The 18,217-nt window shown below is 59.5% G+C and carries 12 protein-coding genes; 9 read left to right on the top strand and 3 right to left on the bottom strand.

The window, feature by feature from the left end; genetic code table 11:
- The first annotated feature begins 90 nt into the window (after positions 1–90).
- The 6 genes from HMPREF2528_RS06690 (at position 91) to HMPREF2528_RS06665 (ending at position 9,775) form a co-directional block, all read left to right on the top strand.
- Positions 91–3,582, top strand: coding sequence for a bifunctional proline dehydrogenase/L-glutamate gamma-semialdehyde dehydrogenase (locus tag HMPREF2528_RS06690; RefSeq protein WP_070543363.1), 3,492 nt, complete (start codon positions 91–93; stop codon positions 3,580–3,582).
- 332 nt (positions 3,583–3,914) lie between these two features.
- Positions 3,915–4,307 carry a glycine cleavage system protein GcvH gene (gene gcvH / locus HMPREF2528_RS06685; protein ID WP_070543359.1) on the top strand — a complete coding sequence of 131 codons (393 nt, stop codon included), beginning with the start codon at positions 3,915–3,917 and terminating at the stop codon, positions 4,305–4,307.
- A gap of 597 nt (positions 4,308–4,904) precedes the next feature.
- Entirely contained in the window at positions 4,905–5,678 is a 774-nt protein-coding gene (locus HMPREF2528_RS06680) for a transcriptional regulator FtsR (protein ID WP_049337539.1), read from the top strand.
- A gap of 715 nt (positions 5,679–6,393) precedes the next feature.
- Positions 6,394–7,038, top strand: coding sequence for a MerR family transcriptional regulator (locus HMPREF2528_RS06675; RefSeq protein WP_049340762.1), 645 nt, complete (start codon positions 6,394–6,396; stop codon positions 7,036–7,038).
- Positions 7,039–7,229: 191 nt separating this feature from the next.
- Complete coding sequence (locus HMPREF2528_RS06670; RefSeq protein ID WP_049345252.1) at positions 7,230–8,042, top strand: ParA family protein; 813 nt, start codon at positions 7,230–7,232, stop codon at positions 8,040–8,042.
- A gap of 275 nt (positions 8,043–8,317) precedes the next feature.
- Positions 8,318–9,775: a mycothione reductase gene (locus HMPREF2528_RS06665; protein ID WP_070543357.1), complete on the top strand. Its 1,458-nt coding sequence runs from the start codon at positions 8,318–8,320 to the stop codon at positions 9,773–9,775.
- A 126-nt stretch (positions 9,776–9,901) separates the two neighbouring features.
- On the opposite strand, the gene HMPREF2528_RS06660 is transcribed toward HMPREF2528_RS06665, so the two are convergent.
- Both HMPREF2528_RS06660 and HMPREF2528_RS06655 read right to left on the bottom strand, forming a co-directional pair.
- Positions 9,902–12,064 (bottom strand): AMP-dependent synthetase/ligase, encoded by a 2,163-nt coding sequence (locus tag HMPREF2528_RS06660; RefSeq protein WP_049356198.1) that lies wholly within the window; start codon positions 12,062–12,064, stop codon positions 9,902–9,904.
- Between the two features lie 152 nt (positions 12,065–12,216).
- Positions 12,217–13,083, bottom strand: a complete 867-nt coding sequence (locus HMPREF2528_RS06655) for an alpha/beta hydrolase (protein WP_049359865.1) — start codon at positions 13,081–13,083, stop codon at positions 12,217–12,219.
- A gap of 225 nt (positions 13,084–13,308) precedes the next feature.
- On the opposite strand from HMPREF2528_RS06655, the gene HMPREF2528_RS06650 reads away from it, so the two are divergent.
- Together HMPREF2528_RS06650 and HMPREF2528_RS06645 are read left to right on the top strand one after the other, a co-directional pair.
- Positions 13,309–14,058, top strand: coding sequence for a lysophospholipid acyltransferase family protein (locus HMPREF2528_RS06650; protein WP_070506767.1), 750 nt, complete (start codon positions 13,309–13,311; stop codon positions 14,056–14,058).
- Positions 14,059–14,394: 336 nt separating this feature from the next.
- Positions 14,395–15,759: a class II 3-deoxy-7-phosphoheptulonate synthase gene (locus HMPREF2528_RS06645; RefSeq protein ID WP_070543355.1), complete on the top strand. Its 1,365-nt coding sequence runs from the start codon at positions 14,395–14,397 to the stop codon at positions 15,757–15,759.
- 149 nt (positions 15,760–15,908) lie between these two features.
- Here the strand turns inward: HMPREF2528_RS06645 and HMPREF2528_RS06640 are convergent, their stop codons facing one another.
- A complete protein-coding gene (locus tag HMPREF2528_RS06640) occupies positions 15,909–17,597 on the bottom strand; it encodes a serine/threonine protein kinase (protein WP_239669200.1) in 1,689 nt (562 codons plus the stop codon).
- A 248-nt stretch (positions 17,598–17,845) separates the two neighbouring features.
- On the opposite strand from HMPREF2528_RS06640, the gene HMPREF2528_RS06635 reads away from it, so the two are divergent.
- Complete coding sequence (locus HMPREF2528_RS06635; protein ID WP_005506572.1) at positions 17,846–18,214, top strand: Rv2175c family DNA-binding protein; 369 nt, start codon at positions 17,846–17,848, stop codon at positions 18,212–18,214.
- The last annotated feature ends 3 nt before the right edge of the window (positions 18,215–18,217 follow it).

Below are 18,217 nucleotides of genomic sequence, written 5' to 3'. Positions count from 1 at the left end.
AATGAGGTATTTATTACCCTTTTGTGGTGAAATAGAGACATCGCCAAACGTGGTGTGCACCGCACACAGTAAGATAGTTAGGAGTCAAGGATGACCCATCCTTTCGCATCTGAGCACTACCAGAAGATGGCTCTGGAAGCTCGTCAGCTTGTTCGTCAGTGGGTAAACGAGTCCCAGTCGATCAAGCCCACCTTCGCGGCTGAGCAGCTCGCCGGTGTTCTGAAGGACCCCAATGGTCTTCCCTTCACCGTCGGCTTTGTTGATGGCGTTATTCGCCCCGAGGACGACAACGTCTCCGGCCGCAACCTTTCCCGTATTTCCGGCCTGGCACCTTCCTTCCTGCCCTGGTACATGAAGTCCGCTGTTGGCTTCGGTGGCAAGCTGGCTGGTAAGGTCGCATGGCCCACTGTTCCCGTTGCACGCCGCGTGCTGCGCGAGATGGTCGGTCACCTGATCGTCGACGCTTCCGAGGAGAAGCTGGGCGACGCAATTGCAGAGCTGACCAAGACCGGTAACCGCCTGAACGTCAACCTGCTCGGTGAGGCAGTTCTGGGTGACAAGGAAGCAGAGCACCGCCTGGCTGAGACCAAGCGCCTGCTGGCACGTGACGACGTTGACTACGTCTCCATCAAGGTGTCCGCTGTTTCCGGCCCCCACCAGCACTGGGCATTCGACGAGGTTGTTGAGACTGCTGTTCGCCGCCTGACCCCGCTGTACGAGCTGGCTGCTTCTTCCTCCCCCAAGAAGTTCATCAACCTGGACATGGAGGAGTACAAGGACCTGGACCTCACCATTGAGGTATTCACCAAGATCCTGGACCAGCCCCAGCTGAAGGACCTGGAAGCAGGCATCGTGCTCCAGGCATACCTGCCCGACACCCTGGCTGCAATGCAGCACCTGCAGGAGTGGGCTGCAAAGCGCGTTGCTGCTGGCGGCGCAGGCGTCAAGGTCCGTCTGGTTAAGGGTGCAAACCTCTCCATGGAAATCGTGGAAGCTGTTATGCACGGCTGGCCGCTGACCACCTGGGACACCAAGCAGGCTGCTGACACCAACTACAAGCGCGTTCTGGACTACGCACTGCGCCCCGAGCACGTGAAGAACATCCGCCTCGGTATTGCAGGCCACAACCTCTTCGACGTTGCTTTCGCTCTGCTGCTGTCCGAGGACCGCGGTGTTAAGGATCGCGTCGAGTTCGAGATGCTGATCGGTATGGCTGAACAGCAGGCTGAGATTATCCGCCGCCGCGTTGGCCACCTGCTCCTGTACGTGCCCGTCGTGAACCCCAAGGAATTCGACGTTGCAATCGCATACCTGATCCGTCGCCTCGAGGAGAACGCTTCCTCCGAGAACTTCATGTCCGGTATCTTCGACCTGGCAACCGACGAGTCCATCTTCAAGCGCGAAGAGGACCGCTTCATGCGTGCACTGAACTCCGTCACCGATGAGGTTCCCGCATCCAAGCGCTCCCAGAACCGTCTGACCGAGAACGAGGACAACGTCTTCGTACCGGCAGGCCGCTTCGAGAACACCCCCGACACCGACCCCGCACTGGCAGGTAACCGTGAGTGGGGCCGCGCAATCCTCGAGCGCTCCAAGACCAGCAAGCTGGGCATCGACACCCTCAAGGCTAACGAGCTGACCAGCGAGGCTGAGGCTGAGAAGCTGATCAAGGAAGCTGAAGAAGCTGGCAAGGCATGGGGTAAGCTCTCCGGCCACGAGCGTGCAGAGATTCTGCGCAAGGTCGGTAAGGCTATTGCACTGCGCCGCGGTGACCTGCTGGAGGTTATGGCAGCTGAGGCTGGCAAGACCCTGGAGCAGGGCGACACCGAGGTCTCCGAGGCAATCGACTTCGCATACTACTACGCAATGCTGGCTGAGGACCTCGAGAAGATTGACGGCGCAAAGCACAAGTCCGTGGATGTGACCCTGGTTGTTCCCCCGTGGAACTTCCCGACCGCTATCCCCGCCGGTGGTGTTCTGGCTGGTCTGGCTGCAGGTTCTGCTGTCATCTTCAAGCCCGCAACCATCACCGCTCGCACCGGTGCCCTGATCGCAGAGATCATGTGGGAAGCAGGCGTTCCCAAGGAAGTTCTGAAGCTCGTCAAGGTTGTTGACCGCGCTGCAGGCAAGCTGCTCATCTCGCACCCCGAGGTTGACCGCCTGATCCTGACCGGTGGTTACGAGACCGCTGAGCTCTTCCGCTCCTGGCGTGATGACCTGCCCCTGTTCGGTGAGACCTCGGGTAAGAACTCGATTATCGTCACCCCGAACGCTGACATCGACCTTGCCGTCAAGGACGTCGTCTACTCGGCATTCGGCCACGCAGGTCAGAAGTGCTCCGCTGGTTCGACCGTTATCCTGGTTGGCTCCGTGGCACAGTCCGAGCGTTTCCGCCGCCAGCTGATTGACTCCGTCAGCTCCCTGCACGTGGCACACCCGCAGGACATTGAGTCCCAGATGGGTCCCGTTGTTCAGAAGCCGGAAGAGAAGCTGCTGCGCGGTCTGACCACCCTCGGCCCGGGCGAGCGCTGGCTCATCCAGCCGAAGGAACTGGACGAGACTGGCCGCCTGTGGAGCCCCGGTGTTCGTGAAGGCGTCAAGCCCGGTTCCGAGTACCACATGACTGAGTACTTCGGCCCCATCCTGGGTATCATGACCGCTGACACCCTGGAAGAAGCAATCGAGCTGCAGAACGCACCCGATTACGGCCTGACCGCAGGTCTGCACTCGCTGGATGCTGATGAGCTCGAGCTGTGGCTCTCCAAGGTTCAGGCAGGTAACCTGTACGTCAACCGTGCAATTACCGGTGCAATCGTTCAGCGTCAGCCCTTCGGTGGTTGGAAGAAGTCCACCGTGGGTTCCGGTACCAAGGCTGGTGGCCCCAGCTACCTGATCGCTCTGTCCGATTGGGAGCCCGTACAGGCAACCGCAACCGCTGTCACCCACTCCGTGACCGTCCGCGAGACCCTGGCTACCATCGAGAACTCCGAACTGGGCAAGCGTGAGGACTTCGGCTTCATCAAGCGCGGTGTCTCCTCTGACGCACACGCTTGGGACACCGAGTTCGGCTTCGGCCACGATCCCTCGAAGCTGGGCGTGGAGCGCAACATCCTGCGCTACGTACCCACCCAGGTTCTGGTTCGTGCAGACGAGTCCGCATCTGCAGCAGAGACCCTGCGCGTTGTGCTCGCCGGTCTGGCAGCTAACGCACCGGTTGCTCTGTCCGTCGGTAAGGACCTGCCGGTCGACGTCCGTGGCGTCCTCGAGAACAAGGGCATCAAGTACGAAGTCAAGTCGGACGCTCAGTTCCGCGAGTACCTGGCTTCGAACGCTAAGACCCCGGTTCGCGCACTGGCTGGTACTCCGCTGGAAGGCACCCGTATCCGCTACATCGGTAACGACGTGAAGTCCATCTACTCGGCACTGGGTGGTCGCCCGGATGTTGCAGTGTACTTCGCACCGGTCACCGAGGCTGGCCGTATCGAGATGCTGCCCTTCCTCCGCGAGCAGGCTGTTTCGATTACCGCACACCGTTTCGGTAACCCGAACCGCTTCTCCGAGCGCGTCATTTCTTCCCGCTAAGGCGCTGTGAGAGTTTAGCTCTCTAGCCTAGGCTCAGGGCCCTGCACCTTCATGGTGTGGGGCCCTGAGCCTTTTGGTGTGTCTGATGGCTGTCTGCTGGAGGTGAGTAATAGGGGTGCTTCTAGGGCCTTGGGAAGGGGTGATTGTTGAGCGGCTAGATAGGATAAGGAAAATATAGTGTCTTAGAAGTGGTACGGGGGTGTTTGGACGTGCCCCGCGTTACTTCTTATGTGATAATTGGTGTAGGACGTTCCGTCATCCCACATACGGAACGACACCGTGCGCGGGACGGTCCGCGCTACGCAAGAACACACTGAAAGGACACCGCTGCTATGAGCAACGTTCCCGCAGAACTCTCGTACACTTCTGAGCACGAGTGGGTTTCCGCTCTCACCGCTGAGGGCACCGTCCGTGTTGGTATTACCGACCACGCTCAGGATGCACTGGGTGACGTCGTCTACATCGACCTTCCCTCTGTCGGCGACTCTGTAGCTGCTGAGGATAGCTTCGGTGAGATTGAGTCCACCAAGTCTGTCTCTGATCTTTTCGCTCCTATCGCGGGCGAGATTGTCGCAGTGAACGAGGGTCTGGAAGATGATCCCGCGCTGGTTAACTCTGACCCCTACGGCGAGGGCTGGATTGTTGAGATTCGCCCCGAGAACGCTGATGACCTGGCAAACCTGCTGGATGCAGAAGCATACAAGGCCGAGCTGGACAAGCTCTAAGTCGATAGACTTCTAAGACCTTCTATAGGCCTCAGATAAGAGGTACGTAGTGGTGAGACGGCGAGACCGATTGGTCTCGCCGTTTTTCTTTTAAAATGCACACAAACGCAAATAGTGGGGCGCATTTAAGGTTCTTCTTGAGGGTGTCTAAACCTGTTGAAGAGGCTTGAAAGATGGCTAAACCCCAAGTGGGAGCCTCTTTCAAGTTAAATGTGATGAAAACTTCAACTATCGCGAGAAGATAAAATTTTCCTTGTAAAGCAGTCCAATGTGGGAAAAGTATGTTCACAATAGTGGAATTTTGTTAAAATTGGTACTGCCACTGCTGGAAAGTGTCTGAATGTGTGGTTATTTTTGGGTTCAAAACGCCCCTGAAAAGGGTGAACTGAATAGCAAAATGCCTTGTGAGGCTATAAGATTGTCTGGAAGGTTTGCGGTTTATCATTTCGTGATAAACAACTAAACTTATCTATCACACTCTCAACACTAAGCAAAGATGTTCGGTACGCTGCGATAACCCCTCGCCAGGGGAACGAGCCACTCACTCAAATTTCGGCTCGTATCGACATCGTCTGAACAAGTACCCGAAAGACATAGATGACCTCACGCATCGATGAGAACCTCACTAACGCTGAGGTTCAACTAGAGGACGTGGAGAACGGCGGCTCTGACCGTAACCCGCGTGACGTTAAGAGCCGGACCATTGGTCAGGTTCTTAGCCAGCTTGACCTGGAGTTCCCCGGAATTAGTGCATCCAAGATCCGCTTCCTGGAGGAGCGCGGTCTCGTGCACCCCAGCCGTACCGAAACCGGTTACCGCAAGTACTCCCAGACGGATATTGAGCGCCTGCGCTACATCCTCACCATGCAGCGCGACCACTACATGCCGCTCAAGGTAATCCGTCAGCACCTGGAGGACATGGAAGCCGGTCGCGTACTGAACTCCATGCCTGCCACCGTAAGCGAAGACGTGCTAGACACCGTCCTTGGCCCGAACGAGCAGGAAGGTCGCACCTACACTCTCCGCGAGCTGGCAGAATACGCTAACACCACCCCCGAACTGATTCGCGAGCTGATTGACTTTGGACTGCTCGAAGACGGTTCGGATGTGGAGTACACCGATTACGATGTGCTGATTGCCCGCGTTAGTGCAGAACTGACCCAGCACGGCATTCAGCCTCGTCACCTGCGCGCATTCAAGTCAGCGGCAGACCGCGAAATTTCCCTCGTGGAAATTGCGGTGGCTCCGCTGGCATCACGCCGCGACGCAGCCTCTCAGGCTCAGGCGCAGGAACGAGCCGACAAGATCCGCAAGTTGTGCTTGCAGCTGCACGCAACTCTGGTCGAATCGGCGATGCCTACCTACGAGTAGGCGCACGAAGACGCAGACTACCGGACAGTCTGCTGCTCGTAAACCCTCAGCGGTTCTACCACACCCCAAACGGGGATTTCCCTCGGGAAACACCACTGACCATGGTGATTCCCTCTATAGTCCCTACCCCTTACCAACGGGTAGCGGCCTCTAGACTTGGACGAAGCCGACGCTGGCACGCTCGGAATTTCTACCCCTTCGTCCAACACGAAGAGCTTTCTCACCAGGGGGCTCCCGGCCTGCCAAGGCTGTTCACTCAACTCAGCTGTAAATGCGTACGGACTGCTCCGTACGCATTTACTTTTTAAACTCCCCTGTGGGATGGATACCCAGAAAAAGCGAGGAGAATAGCGGGGGAGGAGCACCCCCACAGGGCGTTAAAGAGGTACGAATGAATCTGAAAAGATCATTCGCTTCGGTGGGTTCAATTTTAAGTAGAGCCCTCTATCAGTTAAAATAGATTGAACAACCGCGCCTATCGCGCATCGGTCGCACTATCGAATCGTGTTCTACGAACCGAATAGTCGAGCCAATGTGTAGTATTGAAAACCGCGTAGCTAACCTCGCAGAGGGAAGCCACGCGAATCATAGATGCAGATTCTAAGGCCTAGCCCTAGAATCTCACCCCGAGAATCGGGTCTACACCGGAACGACATCGACCGCATTGATGGGGCGCGGTGAAGCACTTAAAAGGGTTTAACGAAAAGGAGGGACCGTGCTAGAGCAGCAGGTAGCCGAAAATGCAGGCGAGGTCGCAACCACGCACGCACCCCAGGGCTTTGATCAGCCCCTGGATGGCTTCGACACCCTCTTCCCTGTAGCGCCGCCTCCGCGCGGTGAACAGGGCGTGCTCTTCACCGACCCTGTCTCTGTCGTCGAGGAAAACCTCGGCTACCGCGGCGCCGTCGCCTGCAAGGCAGCCGGCATCACCTACCGCCAGCTCGACTACTGGGCACGCACCGATTTGGTCGTACCCACCGTGCGAGGCGCATCCGGCTCCGGCACCCAGCGCCTCTACAGCTTCCGCGACGTGCTCGTGCTCAAGATTGTGAAGCGATTGCTCGACACCGGCGTGTCCCTGCAACAGATTCGCACCTCCATCGAGCATCTGCGTACCCGCGGCATTGACGACCTCGCGAACATTACCCTGATGAGTGACGGCACCACCGTCTATGAATGCACCTCCCCGAGCGAGGTCATTGACCTGGTTCAGGCAGGTCAGGGTGTCTTCGGTATCGCGATTGGCCGCGTCTGGCGCGAAATCGAAATGAACCTCAACGGTCAGCCCGGCGAAGAAATGCACGAAAACTTCGAAGGCGACGAACTTGCCGCCCGCCGTGCCCGCCGCGCACAGGCATAAAGCATAGTGTTTTGAATTTGCCCGCGCTCACTACCTACCAGGTGGCGAGCACGGGCAGAAGTTTTAAACCCAAGGGAATATTCATTGCTCGTTTGAGAAAAAACTCAAGATACCCCCTGTCAGAGCCGGAAGAAAAGCGAAGATTCGCTAAAATAAAGGGGCATTACACCTCACTCAAAAAAGGGATCTGCATGCCCCGCATCGTCAGTATCAGCAGCCTCAAGGGTGGCGTTGGCAAAACGTCCATCACTTTGGGGCTCGCCTCCGCGGCATTACACAGCGGACTCTCCACACTCGTTATTGACCTCGACCCCCACGGCGACGCCAGCACCGGCCTGGCAGTGGATGAAACCATCCCCGACGTCGCCTCCCTGATCGCTAGTTCCAATGAGCGTGCCTTCGCGGAGGAAGCCGGTAGCTCCTCCTGGAACGCGCTCGTCGGCAAACCCACCCTGCTGACCAATAACCCCGTGACCACCGGTAGCGTGAAGGTGGCGCGAGGCTCGGCGCGCTCCACCCTCGTGGACCGTCAGGAAGCCGCGCCGTTCATCCGCCGCTTCAAGCGCATGGTGGAGGCGGCTGCGGACGCCTACGACGTCATCCTGATTGACTGCCCGCCGTTCCTCGGAACCCTGTCTTCAATGGGCTGGGCAGTGAGCGAGCGCATCCTTTCGGTCGCAGAGCCTTCCCTTTTCTCCGTGGCGGGCACCGAACGAACCCTGCGCGCCATCGTGCGCTTTCAGCAGGAAAGCGGCATCAGCATTGACGGTGCGGGAGTAGTTATCAACAAGATGCGCCCCAACGACAGCGAACACCGCTACCGACGCGACGAAATGCGCTCCCTTTTCGGCGATCTTGTCGCAGAGCCGGTGCTCGCTGAAAGCCCCGTGCTGCAACGCGCCCAGGGTGCGGCGTACCCGATTCATTTTTGGCCCGACGAAGAATCGGTTGATCCCGCCATTGACTTCACCCGTCTGCTGGCTGGGCTTATGGCAGACATCTAATCGCTGACCTCTTAGCGCAGACATATACGCGTCACTAATCCGCGGGCTCGAATAGTTCTCAACGCTTGAGTGCGTCTTCTCAAAGAACCGCTGTGTTCTCAGCGCTGTGGTTCTTTGGGACGGCGCACCTTTCGCATATCCGTCAACATTGACACCAGATAGTGGGAATAGCCGGTAGCCTCCACGCGTTATAGTGGCAGTAACAGAAATAACCCCGCTATCGAGGGGCACGCTGGGAACGAGCCCAGCCTCAACACCAACAACGAGAGGACCACATGAGCATCGAGAACGTAGAACGCATTGACGGCGTAGCACAATACGACCTCATCGTCATCGGCTCCGGATCCGGCAACACCCTCATCGGCCCCGAATGGGACGACAAGAAGGTCGCCCTCATCGACGGCGGCATCTTCGGCGGCACCTGCCTGAACGTTGGCTGCATCCCCACCAAGATGTACGTCTACCCGGCGACTATCGCGCAGAAGACCCGCGAGGTCAAGCACCTGGGTGTCGACGCACATGTAGACGCCGTGCACTGGGCACAGATTCGTGACCGCATCTTTGCCTCTCGCATTGACCAGATTGTTGAAGGCGGCCGCGAATGGCGTGCCGGTCTGCCCAACGTCGATTTCTACGACCAGTACGCGCGCTTCGTCGGCTCCCACACCGTCGAGCTGACCGACGGCACCCGTCTGCAGGGCCGCCAGATTGTCGTTGCGGCAGGCTCGCGCGCCGTGCTGCCTCCCGTGCCCGGTATCGACTCCTCCAAGGTCTACACCAACGACAACGTCATGCGCCTGGACGAACTGCCCGCCCGCATGGTCGTCATCGGCGGTGGCGTGATTGCGGCAGAATTCTCCCACGTTTTCTCCGCATTCGGCACCGAAGTAACCCAGCTGAACCGCTCCTCCCGCCTGCTGCGCGGCGTGGACGAAGAGGTCGTGGCACGCTTCGAAGAAGCCGCAAGCAAGCAGTGGAACATCGTCAAGGATGCGTCCCTCTCCGAAATCCGTGAGAACGCCGACGGTAGCGTAACCGTCGTAGCTAAGCACACTACCGAGAACGGTGAAGAACTGCTCGAAATCCCGGCAGACGCTGTGCTCGTGGCAACCGGCCGCCGCCCCAACACCGACACCCTCAACGCGAAGAACTACTTCGACGTGCAGGACGGCGGTCAGCTCAGCGTCGATAAGTACCAGCGCGTGCTCTACAACGGCGCGCCCGTACCCGGCGTCTACGCCCTCGGCGACGTGTCCAGCCGCTACCAGCTCAAGCACGTGGCAAACCACGAGGCACGCGTTGTGCAGCACAACCTCAGCCACCCCGAGGACCTGCGTGCCAGCGACCACCGCTACGTACCGGCTGCCGTCTTCAGCAACCCGCAGATTGCTGTGGTCGGCATGACCGAAGAGCAGGCGCGCCAGGCGGCTGAACGTGAAGGCTTTGAGATTACCGTCAAGGCACAGAACTTTGGCGACACCGCCTACGGCTGGGCAATGGAAGACAAGATTGGCCTGTGCAAGCTCATTGCCCGTAAGGACAACGGTGAGCTGCTCGGTGCACACCTGGTCGGTGAAGAGTCCTCCGTGCTCATCCAGCCGCTCCTGCAGGCAATGAGCTTCGGCATGGATGCGCGCACCCTCGCACGCGGCCAGTACTGGATTCACCCGGCACTGACCGAAATCGTTGAGAACGCGCTGCTCGGTCTGGAATTCGACGAGCCCGCAAACTAAGAACCCGCCATCTAACGACGGCTAGATAACGTCCGAAAATCGAGGTTTCTAGCGAACAAACAGAGAGGAGGGGATCGTACCTAAGCGGTACGACCCCCTCCTCTCGTTATTGGTGGCCAGAGCCGGTTATGCCTTGTCGCTGTCAGACTTCTGCGGGTTCTGCTCTGCAACAGTCTTCTTCTCAGTCTGCGCGGGCTTCTCAGCGGGAGCATTAGCGGAAGACTTCTCAGCCTTTTTTACCTCTTCAGCCTCCTCTTCCTGAGGCTTCTGCATCATCTCGGCGGTCTGTTCACGCAGCTCCTCAAACTTCTCAGCCGCCTGCTCACGCAGCTCGGCAAGACGCTCCGCCTGGTGGTCCGCGTACTCGTGCAGACGCTCTGCCGCCTGCTCACGCAGTTCAGCGAACTTCTCAGACTGCTCCGCCGCGTACTCCTGCAGGCGAGCCAAAGAATCCGACGTGCTATCGGAAACCTTGCCGTACATCTCATCCACGTAGGAGGAGAAGTCCTGCAGAATCTTCGCGCGGCGCAACTTCTGCGAAGGAGTCAGATAGCCGTCCGCCTCGGTCAGATCGCGGTTCATAATGCGGAACTCGCGAATACCCTCAGCGCGGGAAACCAACTGGTTCGCCTCGTCCACGAGCTTCTGAACTGCAGCACGAACCGCCGGGTGAACAGCAGCCTCCGGGATGGAGAGCGAACGCGGCAGACCCAAGTGCTCCAACTGCTCGGGCAGGGTATCCGGATCCAGGGTCACCAGAGCCGCAACGAACGGCTTCTCATCGCCTACCAGCATCGCCTGAGAAACCAGGGGAGAGGTACGAAGATGAGTCTCCGCAATACCCGGAATCACGTTCTTACCGCCGGCGGTGACAATGATTTCCTTCTTGCGGCCCACAATCTTCAGGTAGCCGCGCTCATCGAAATGAGCCAGGTCACCGGTACGGAACCAGCCGTCCTCAGTGAACGCCTGAGCGTCCTCTTCGGGGTTCTTGTAGTAGCTGCTAATCACGCCCACGCCACGAACCAGAAGCTCGCCGTCCTCAGCAATATAGCCTTCGGAACCGGGGATGAGCGGGCCAATCATGCCAATCTGGTACGGGTTGATGCGGCCAGCCGCAATCGGGGCGCAGGTCTCGGTCAGGCCGTAACCCTCAACCACCTGCACACCCACCGCGTGGAAGAAGTGCGCCAGGCGCTCGCCGAGGGGACCGCCGCCGGAGACCGCGTAGCGCAGCTCGCCGCCCAGAGCCGCACGCAGCTTCGAGTAGACCAGCTTGTCGTAGAGAGCGTACTGCGCCGCCAGCTTCAGCGGGACACGGCCCTCAACCTTCGCCTGTGACCAGCGCACCGCAATATCGGTGGAACGCTCAAAGAGCGACTTATTGAACTTGCCGCCCTTAGCCGCCTTCGCCATGGCGCCCTCGTACACCTTCTCAAAGACGCGGGGCACCACCAGCAGCATGGTCGGCTTGAAGCTATCCAAGTCAGCAGCCAGGTTCTTAATATTGGGGGAGTGACCGATGACCAGACCGGCATCCAGTGCCAGCACCTGAATCAGACGCGCCAGAACGTGCGCCAGCGGCAAGAAAAGAATGGAGGAGTTGCGGGAGTTCGCAATCTCGGGTTCGACCATTTTGGTGTTGACACTCAGGTTTAGGAAGTGGCCGTGAGTCAGCGCGCAACCCTTGGGGCGGCCGGTCGTGCCGGAGGTATACACAATGGTCGCGATGTCATCACAGCCGGCAGCGGAACGTACCTGCTCCAGCTGCTCATCGCTCACCTCGGACGCGCGAGCGCTGAGGGCATCAAGGTCGCCGTTCTCAATGACCCAGCGGTGCTTGAGCTGGCACGGTTCAGAAGTGGAAGCGGCGTATTCTTCAGCCTCAGCCACACGATTCAGGAGCTTCTCATCCTCGACGAAGATGGCGACAGCCTCAGAATGGGACAGCGCCCATGCAGCCTGGGCGGCAGCGTTCGTCTCATATACCGGCACGGAGACAGCACCGGCATACCAGATGGCGAAGTCAATGACGGTCCACTCGAAGCGGGTGCGGCTCATAATGCCCACACGGTCACCCGGGCGGATACCCGCAGCAATCATGCCCTTAGCCAGGTCGGTCACCATCTGGTGGAACTGCTGGGCTCGAACCGGCTGCCAGTTACCCGGCGACATCTGACGGCGGTACAGCACCGGGTTGGAGCTATCGGCTCGGTGGCGCTCAACAATGCTTGTCAGGTTCAGCGAGGGGTCGACAAGAACCTCAGCGGGAGTGGAGAAGACTTTCATAATGCGCCTTTCAAATCAGGGCGTAAGCTCGGGCGGTCCGGTGCCGCGGGCTGTCCTCGATTTCTCGAGGTGCCGTGATGGCTTTCTGAGTGTTCTGTCCACCGCGGCGGGTGATGCATTCGCCGGTGTGCAGCGGGCGGAACTGTCAGAATTTAGTGGTTTAGTGATGCGACAAAAGCTTGAACAGTAGAGAGAAGATACTCGGCGTCGTAGTCGAGCGTTGCCACATGGTAGCTGCGGGTCAGCCACCTAAATTCTACAGGAACTGAACAATGTTCGAGAAAATATTTATGGGAGCTATCCGACACAGTATGATCGCCCAGTGAACGCAAATACAGAACCGGCGACTTCAACTGCGGGATCAGAGCACGAGTCTCAGCACCCAAAAGATGTAGCTGATGCACTGCTGCCGTTGGAACGATAGAATACGCGCCCTCGCTCACACCCGGAACCGCAATATCAGACCCGATCGCCTTGAGCACCGGCAGAACCTTCGACACCTTACCGGCGTGACGCATCATCGGGTTCACATCCACCATGTAGGGGTTGATGAGTACCGTACCCGCCACCGGCAGGCGCGCCGACAGATGGGTCGCCACCGTGCCGCCCATCGACATACCAACGACCACCACACGCAGACCCTGATCGGCTAGGCGACGGTACCCCTGCTCGGCAGAAGCTAGCCACTGCTCATAGGTGCTATCGCGCAAATCTTTCCAATGAGTACCGTGACCGGTCAGCAACGGCATCTCCACCGCATACCCGAGCTCCATAAAATGCTGAGCCAACGGGCGCATGCTATGCGGTGAACCCGTAAAACCGTGCACCAGCAAAATACCCACAGAATGCTGCGCCGGGTCAGGACTAAAAGAAACGGGGGAGTGATCGAACGCTTCCTGGTCGCCCTCGAGGCGACGCGCCAGGGAGTCCTTAACATTTTGGGTTGCTAGAAGCCGGCGCTCGCGAGCCTTGCGGTGCATCCGCTTGAGCGGCTCCAACGAGTTATCAAAAATGCTCATGGTCCTCCTTAGCCAACCTGCGCGAATATGAACGCAGGTGCAGGCTCTATAGCGTACCCCGACCGGCTACCGCGGGCACAGCGCCGATGCTGGTATATCGCCTCCAGCGCACCCAATACACCGGTGCGCAGAAAAATCGTTCTCTTTTCTTTAATTATCGCGCGTTCTCTCGCGCCTCTCCAGACACGCTAGAATTGAGCCGGGAACATTCAGAGAGGAGACCCCATGCCTAACGCCGCCCTCTATTCAACGCTCAAGATTCTTGGCTCCCCCCTGCTGCAGGGACTGTACCACCATGACGTGGTGGGCCTTGAGAATCTGCCCGAGGGTCCCTACATTGTCGCAAGCAACCACCTGGCGTTCTGTGACTCCATTTTCATTCCTCTCGCCATGCCTCGCACCGTGAACTTCCTCGCCAAGAGCGACTACTTCACCACCCCCGGCGTGAAGGGCCGTGCCATGGCGGCGTTCTTCCGCGGCGTCGGCCAGCTTCCCATGGACCGCTCCGGCGGCCAGAAGAGCCAGGAATCCCTCAATGCCGGCGCGCAGGTCCTCAAGGACGGCGGCATCATCGGCATCTATCCCGAAGGCACCCGTAGCCCCGACGGACGCGGCTACCGCCCCAAGGTCGGTGTCGCCCGCCTCGCAGTTGAAGCAGGCGTGCCCGTAGTGCCCGTCGGACAGATCGGTACCGACCTGATTCAGCCCTCCGGCTCGAACCGTATCCGTCTGCGCCATGACGGCAAGCCCATCCAGGTGCGTACCATTATCGGCAAGCCCCTCACCTTCGAGGAATACACCGACGGCTCAGACCTGAGCCACCGCGTTCAGCGTGAAATCGCCGACCGTATTGGCTCCGAGATCCGTGCCCTCAGCGGCCAGGAATACGTGGACGTGTACGCCGACCGCGTCAAGAAGCTCATGGCTGATAAAAACATGAGCGCTGATGAGGCGGTCGCACACCTGCAACGCTAAACGTTGAGACAACACCCTGAGACAGCACCCCGGGTGCACACATACGACAGATACACACATGCGCCAGAGGGCGGGATGCGGTACGTGCCGCATCCCGCCCTTTCGTATGCCGTTCTGTCAGGGCGCTTTTCACCCCTCGTATCGCCGACACCGGGTGGCGCCATCTAAACATGTGAGATGTACCTGACTGCAGGGTTAGGTGTTGAAGCAAGCAAGAGTACAATTAGGTCTATTCAGCCTGAAGAATCGCAAGCCAGCACGCCGCACACGGCGCGCCGAGCACCCGAAACGGCGGCTGAATCAGAAAACGCACAAGACCATCCCAATGGAGTGAAGATGAGCAATCAAAACCTCAGCACCTCGCAGGCCCCCGACCACGGCCTGGACACCTGGCGTCAGCTGCACATTGACCAGCAGCCTACCTGGAGCGAGCACGAAGATTTTGAGAGCACCATCGCCGAGCTGAACTCGGTACCGCCGCTCGTTTTCGCCGGTGAGGTCGACGCCATGCGCCAGGCACTCGGTGAGGTTGCTGAAGGCCGCGCATTCCTCCTGCAGGGCGGCGACTGTGCAGAAACCTTCGCGGGTGCAACCGCCGACAAGATCTCCGGCCGCGTCAAGACCATCCTGCAGATGTCTGCAGTGCTCACCTACGGCGCCTCCATGCCCGTGGTGAAGATGGGTCGCATGGCGGGTCAGTTCTCCAAGCCGCGCTCCGCAGACATGGAAACCCGCGGCGACATCACCCTGCCCTCCTTCCGCGGCGAGACCGTCAACGGCTTCGACTTCACCCCCGAAGCACGCGTGCACGACCCCAAGCGCATGTTGCGCGGCTACCACACCAGCGCCTCCACCCTGAACCTGGTGCGCGCCTTCACCAAGGGCGGCTTCGCAGACCTGCGCGCCGTACACCAGTGGAACCGCGGCTTCACCTCCAACCCCGCGCATGAGCGCTACGAGAAGACTGCCAGCGAAATTGGTCGCGCCCTCAAGTTCATGGAAGCCTGCGGCGTTAACTTCGAAGCACTCAAGACCACCGACATGTACGTCGGCCACGAAGCCCTGGTAATGGACTACGAGCGTGCCCTCACCCGCATCGACTCGCGCACCCAGCTGCCCTACGACACCTCCGCACACTTCCTGTGGATTGGCGAGCGCACCCGCGGCGTCAACGATGCACACGTGGACTTCCTCTCCAAGGTCCGCAACCCCATCGGCGTGAAGCTGGGCCCGACCACCACCGCAGAGGATGCACTCGCACTGATCGATAAGCTCGACCCGAACCGCGAACCCGGCCGCCTGACCTTCATCACCCGCATGGGCGCAAAGAACATCCGCGAGAAGCTGCCCGCAATCGTTGAGGGCGTGCAGGCTGAAGGCGCGAAGATCGTCTGGGTCACCGACCCGATGCACGGCAACACCATCTCCGTGCCCTCCGGCTACAAGACCCGCCGCTTCGACGACGTGCTCGACGAGGTTCGCGGCTTCTTCGAGGTGCACGAGGCTCTGGGCACCTTCCCCGGCGGTATCCACGTGGAGATGACCGGCGACGACGTAACCGAATGCCTGGGCGGCTCCGACGCCATCGACGAGGCAGCACTGGCAGACCGCTACGAGTCCCTGTGCGACCCGCGCCTGAACCACTCGCAGTCCCTGGAAATCGCGTTCCTGGTCTCCGAGTACCTCAAGAACCGCGCATAAAACGCTCACGCTTTTCGCCGCGATAGGTGGCGGAGAGTAGCAGACGCGACAATGCCCGGGTCTTCACTCACACTGAGTGAAGACCCGGGCACGTGCGTTTAAGTAGCGCGCGGTACAAACGGGGAAAAGACGCTCAGGAAGGCGCGCTGCTAGAAGGTCAGGAACGCCTCAATATTGCGCCACCACTGAGACTGCACGAGCGAGGTCGCAAGCCACCAGCCGGTAAAGCTCGAACCCATACCCAGCAGAATGAGCGCGAGAGCCCAACCGCCCACCGCCATACCGGAGGGCGGAGTCCTAAACTGCTTAGCGGGCAGGCGAGGATCCTTCTTCGAAGACTGAGCGGAATCATCAGAAATACCCGCAGACTCCTCAGCCTCAGAAGCGCTCGCCGAGCTCTTAGCCTTCGAACGGCGCGAACCCGAGGGGCTCAACGAACGCTCGGCATGAATCGGTGCGTACTCGCCGTGAGCTGAGATAAACTCCTGCTCTGTCTGCGGGCCAATACCAACGGACTGAGTGAGCGGGCCCTTCGCAGCTGCGGCGCGGCGGCCCATGAACGAGCCCAGGCCGCGCTTGCCGGATTTGCCCTTTGCGCCGTCCGGCTCATCCTCAGAGTCGTCAGCATCGGAGGCAGAACTCACCAGCGGCGGAATGCCCTGGCGGTTCAGCACGGAGTCCTCAGCGTCCACGTCGGCAAGGTGCACGCCCTGACCGGTTGCCGAGGCATCGTACACGAGGCTGTCGGGGGAGTACACATCGTACGCCAGCAGATCGCGGGCATCGCTAAACGCACTAATCGGGGTGTTACGCACCATCTGCGCGGCACCGCTACGCTCCGCAATATCGGCAACAGCCTCCCAGAGGGGAAGCTCCGGCTCCGGGCACGAGGGGGCACGCCAGGCGCGCTCAGCCTCACCCAGCGACTCAGAAATCTCCAGCAGAGCCGTAAACAGCTCGGTCGCATCCTCCGGGCGGGCGTGAGGCTGCTTGCGGGTACACCACGAAATCAGCCCCGCAATATCGCGGTCCGCACCCGGCGCCACATCGGTCAGCGCGGGCATCTCAATGTTGGCGTTGTGGTAGAGCACCTGCTGGTCATTCTCCAGACCCACAAAGGGCAGACGACCCGAAAGCATGCGGTACATCATCACACCGAGCGCAAAAATATCAGCCTGCGCGCCGACCTTCACCTTTGGATCCAGGACCTCCGGCGCAACGTAGGCGGGGGTGCCCATGGGTGCGCCCGCATCCACCTGATCGTCACGGCGGGAAAGACCAAAGTCCGTGAGCTTCACCTGACCGTTAGCGTCGAGAAGAATATTGCCCGGCTTAATATCGCCGTGCAGGTAGCGGTTCGCGTGCACCTCCGAGAGCGCCTCCACCACCGGAATGAGAATATCCAGAGCCTCACCCAGGGACAGGGCATTACGCACACGCAACAGCTGGCTCAGGGTGCAACCGTGCACATACTCCAAGACGATGTACATGACCATCTCGCCCGAAAAATATTCGGTACCCGAAGAAATCACACCCACCGTATGCCCGCCGCCGCCCACCTGGCGCATCGAACGCTCTTCACGGTGGAACTTCTGGCGGTTCGCCGCATCCTTCGCCAGGGTGGGGGAGAGGACCTTGAGCGCGACCGGGTTATTCGACCACAGGTCCAGCGCATAATAGACCTCGCTCATGCCGCCGCGGCCAATGAGCGAACCCACCTGGTAATGACCCTCAATAATGGCGCCACTGAGCCACTGCGAAGAACCGATAGCGGTATCCGGGGCAGCGGGGCGAGTGGCGGGAGGAACAGAAGTATTTGCAGAAGAACGAGGGGTCACAGGAGAAATCCGGCGTGGGCTGGGAGTATTCATACGTCTCAACATTTTAGCCCGCCCACCTGGGCAGAAGCGATACTAGAGGGCGCCGGGCAGGTGAACACTCAGCGAATTCTTACAAAGTGCCGGTGGACCCGACTCCAACGCAAGAACAACGGGCAAAGTACAAGAACGAAAGAACCCGGGAGGGGCAGCGAACCTGCGGCGGGTCAAAAGTGGTAAATACGTGCCAGCTCTGGCACTCTTAAAAGGTGACTAACGAAAATATTGCTCAGACCTTCGCCCTCGTCGGCGATTGGGTAACCATCCCCGAAATTGCGCAGGCACTCGACCTGAAGGTGACCCGCGTTCACAACCTGATTTCTGACGGTACGCTCATCGCTCTGCGCGACCCGGAAACCAACGTGCGCAAGGTACCCGCACTGTTCATGAACGGTTCGCGAGTACTCGAATCCCTCAAGGGCACCCTCGCTGTCCTGAAGGATTCCGGCTTCAGCGATGAAGAAGCTATCGTGTGGCTGTACACCAGCGACGAGTCCCTGCCCGGCCGTCCCATCGACGCACTGATTGACGGTCGTAAGACTGAGATCCGTCGCCGTGCGCAGGCACTGGCTTGGTAATAG

This window comes from Rothia sp. HMSC078H08 (assembly GCF_001808955.1).
Classification (GTDB): domain Bacteria; phylum Actinomycetota; class Actinomycetes; order Actinomycetales; family Micrococcaceae; genus Rothia.
The sequence above is the reverse complement of the archived record's forward strand: the minus strand, read 5'-3'. Positions and strand labels throughout refer to the sequence as shown.

Bases quoted from the DNA above. Each gene is read 5' to 3' on its own strand.
- HMPREF2528_RS06690 (WP_070543363.1), top strand. From the start codon at position 91: ATGACCCATCCTTTCGCATCTGAGCACTACCAGAAGATGGCTCTGGAA.
- gcvH (WP_070543359.1), top strand. From the start codon at position 3,915: ATGAGCAACGTTCCCGCAGAACTCTCGTACACTTCTGAGCACGAGTGG.
- HMPREF2528_RS06680 (WP_049337539.1), top strand. From the start codon at position 4,905: ATGACCTCACGCATCGATGAGAACCTCACTAACGCTGAGGTTCAACTA.
- HMPREF2528_RS06670 (WP_049345252.1), top strand. From the start codon at position 7,230: ATGCCCCGCATCGTCAGTATCAGCAGCCTCAAGGGTGGCGTTGGCAAA.
- HMPREF2528_RS06665 (WP_070543357.1), top strand. From the start codon at position 8,318: ATGAGCATCGAGAACGTAGAACGCATTGACGGCGTAGCACAATACGAC.
- HMPREF2528_RS06660 (WP_049356198.1), bottom strand. From the start codon at position 12,064: ATGAAAGTCTTCTCCACTCCCGCTGAGGTTCTTGTCGACCCCTCGCTG.
- HMPREF2528_RS06655 (WP_049359865.1), bottom strand. From the start codon at position 13,083: ATGAGCATTTTTGATAACTCGTTGGAGCCGCTCAAGCGGATGCACCGC.
- HMPREF2528_RS06650 (WP_070506767.1), top strand. From the start codon at position 13,309: ATGCCTAACGCCGCCCTCTATTCAACGCTCAAGATTCTTGGCTCCCCC.
- HMPREF2528_RS06645 (WP_070543355.1), top strand. From the start codon at position 14,395: ATGAGCAATCAAAACCTCAGCACCTCGCAGGCCCCCGACCACGGCCTG.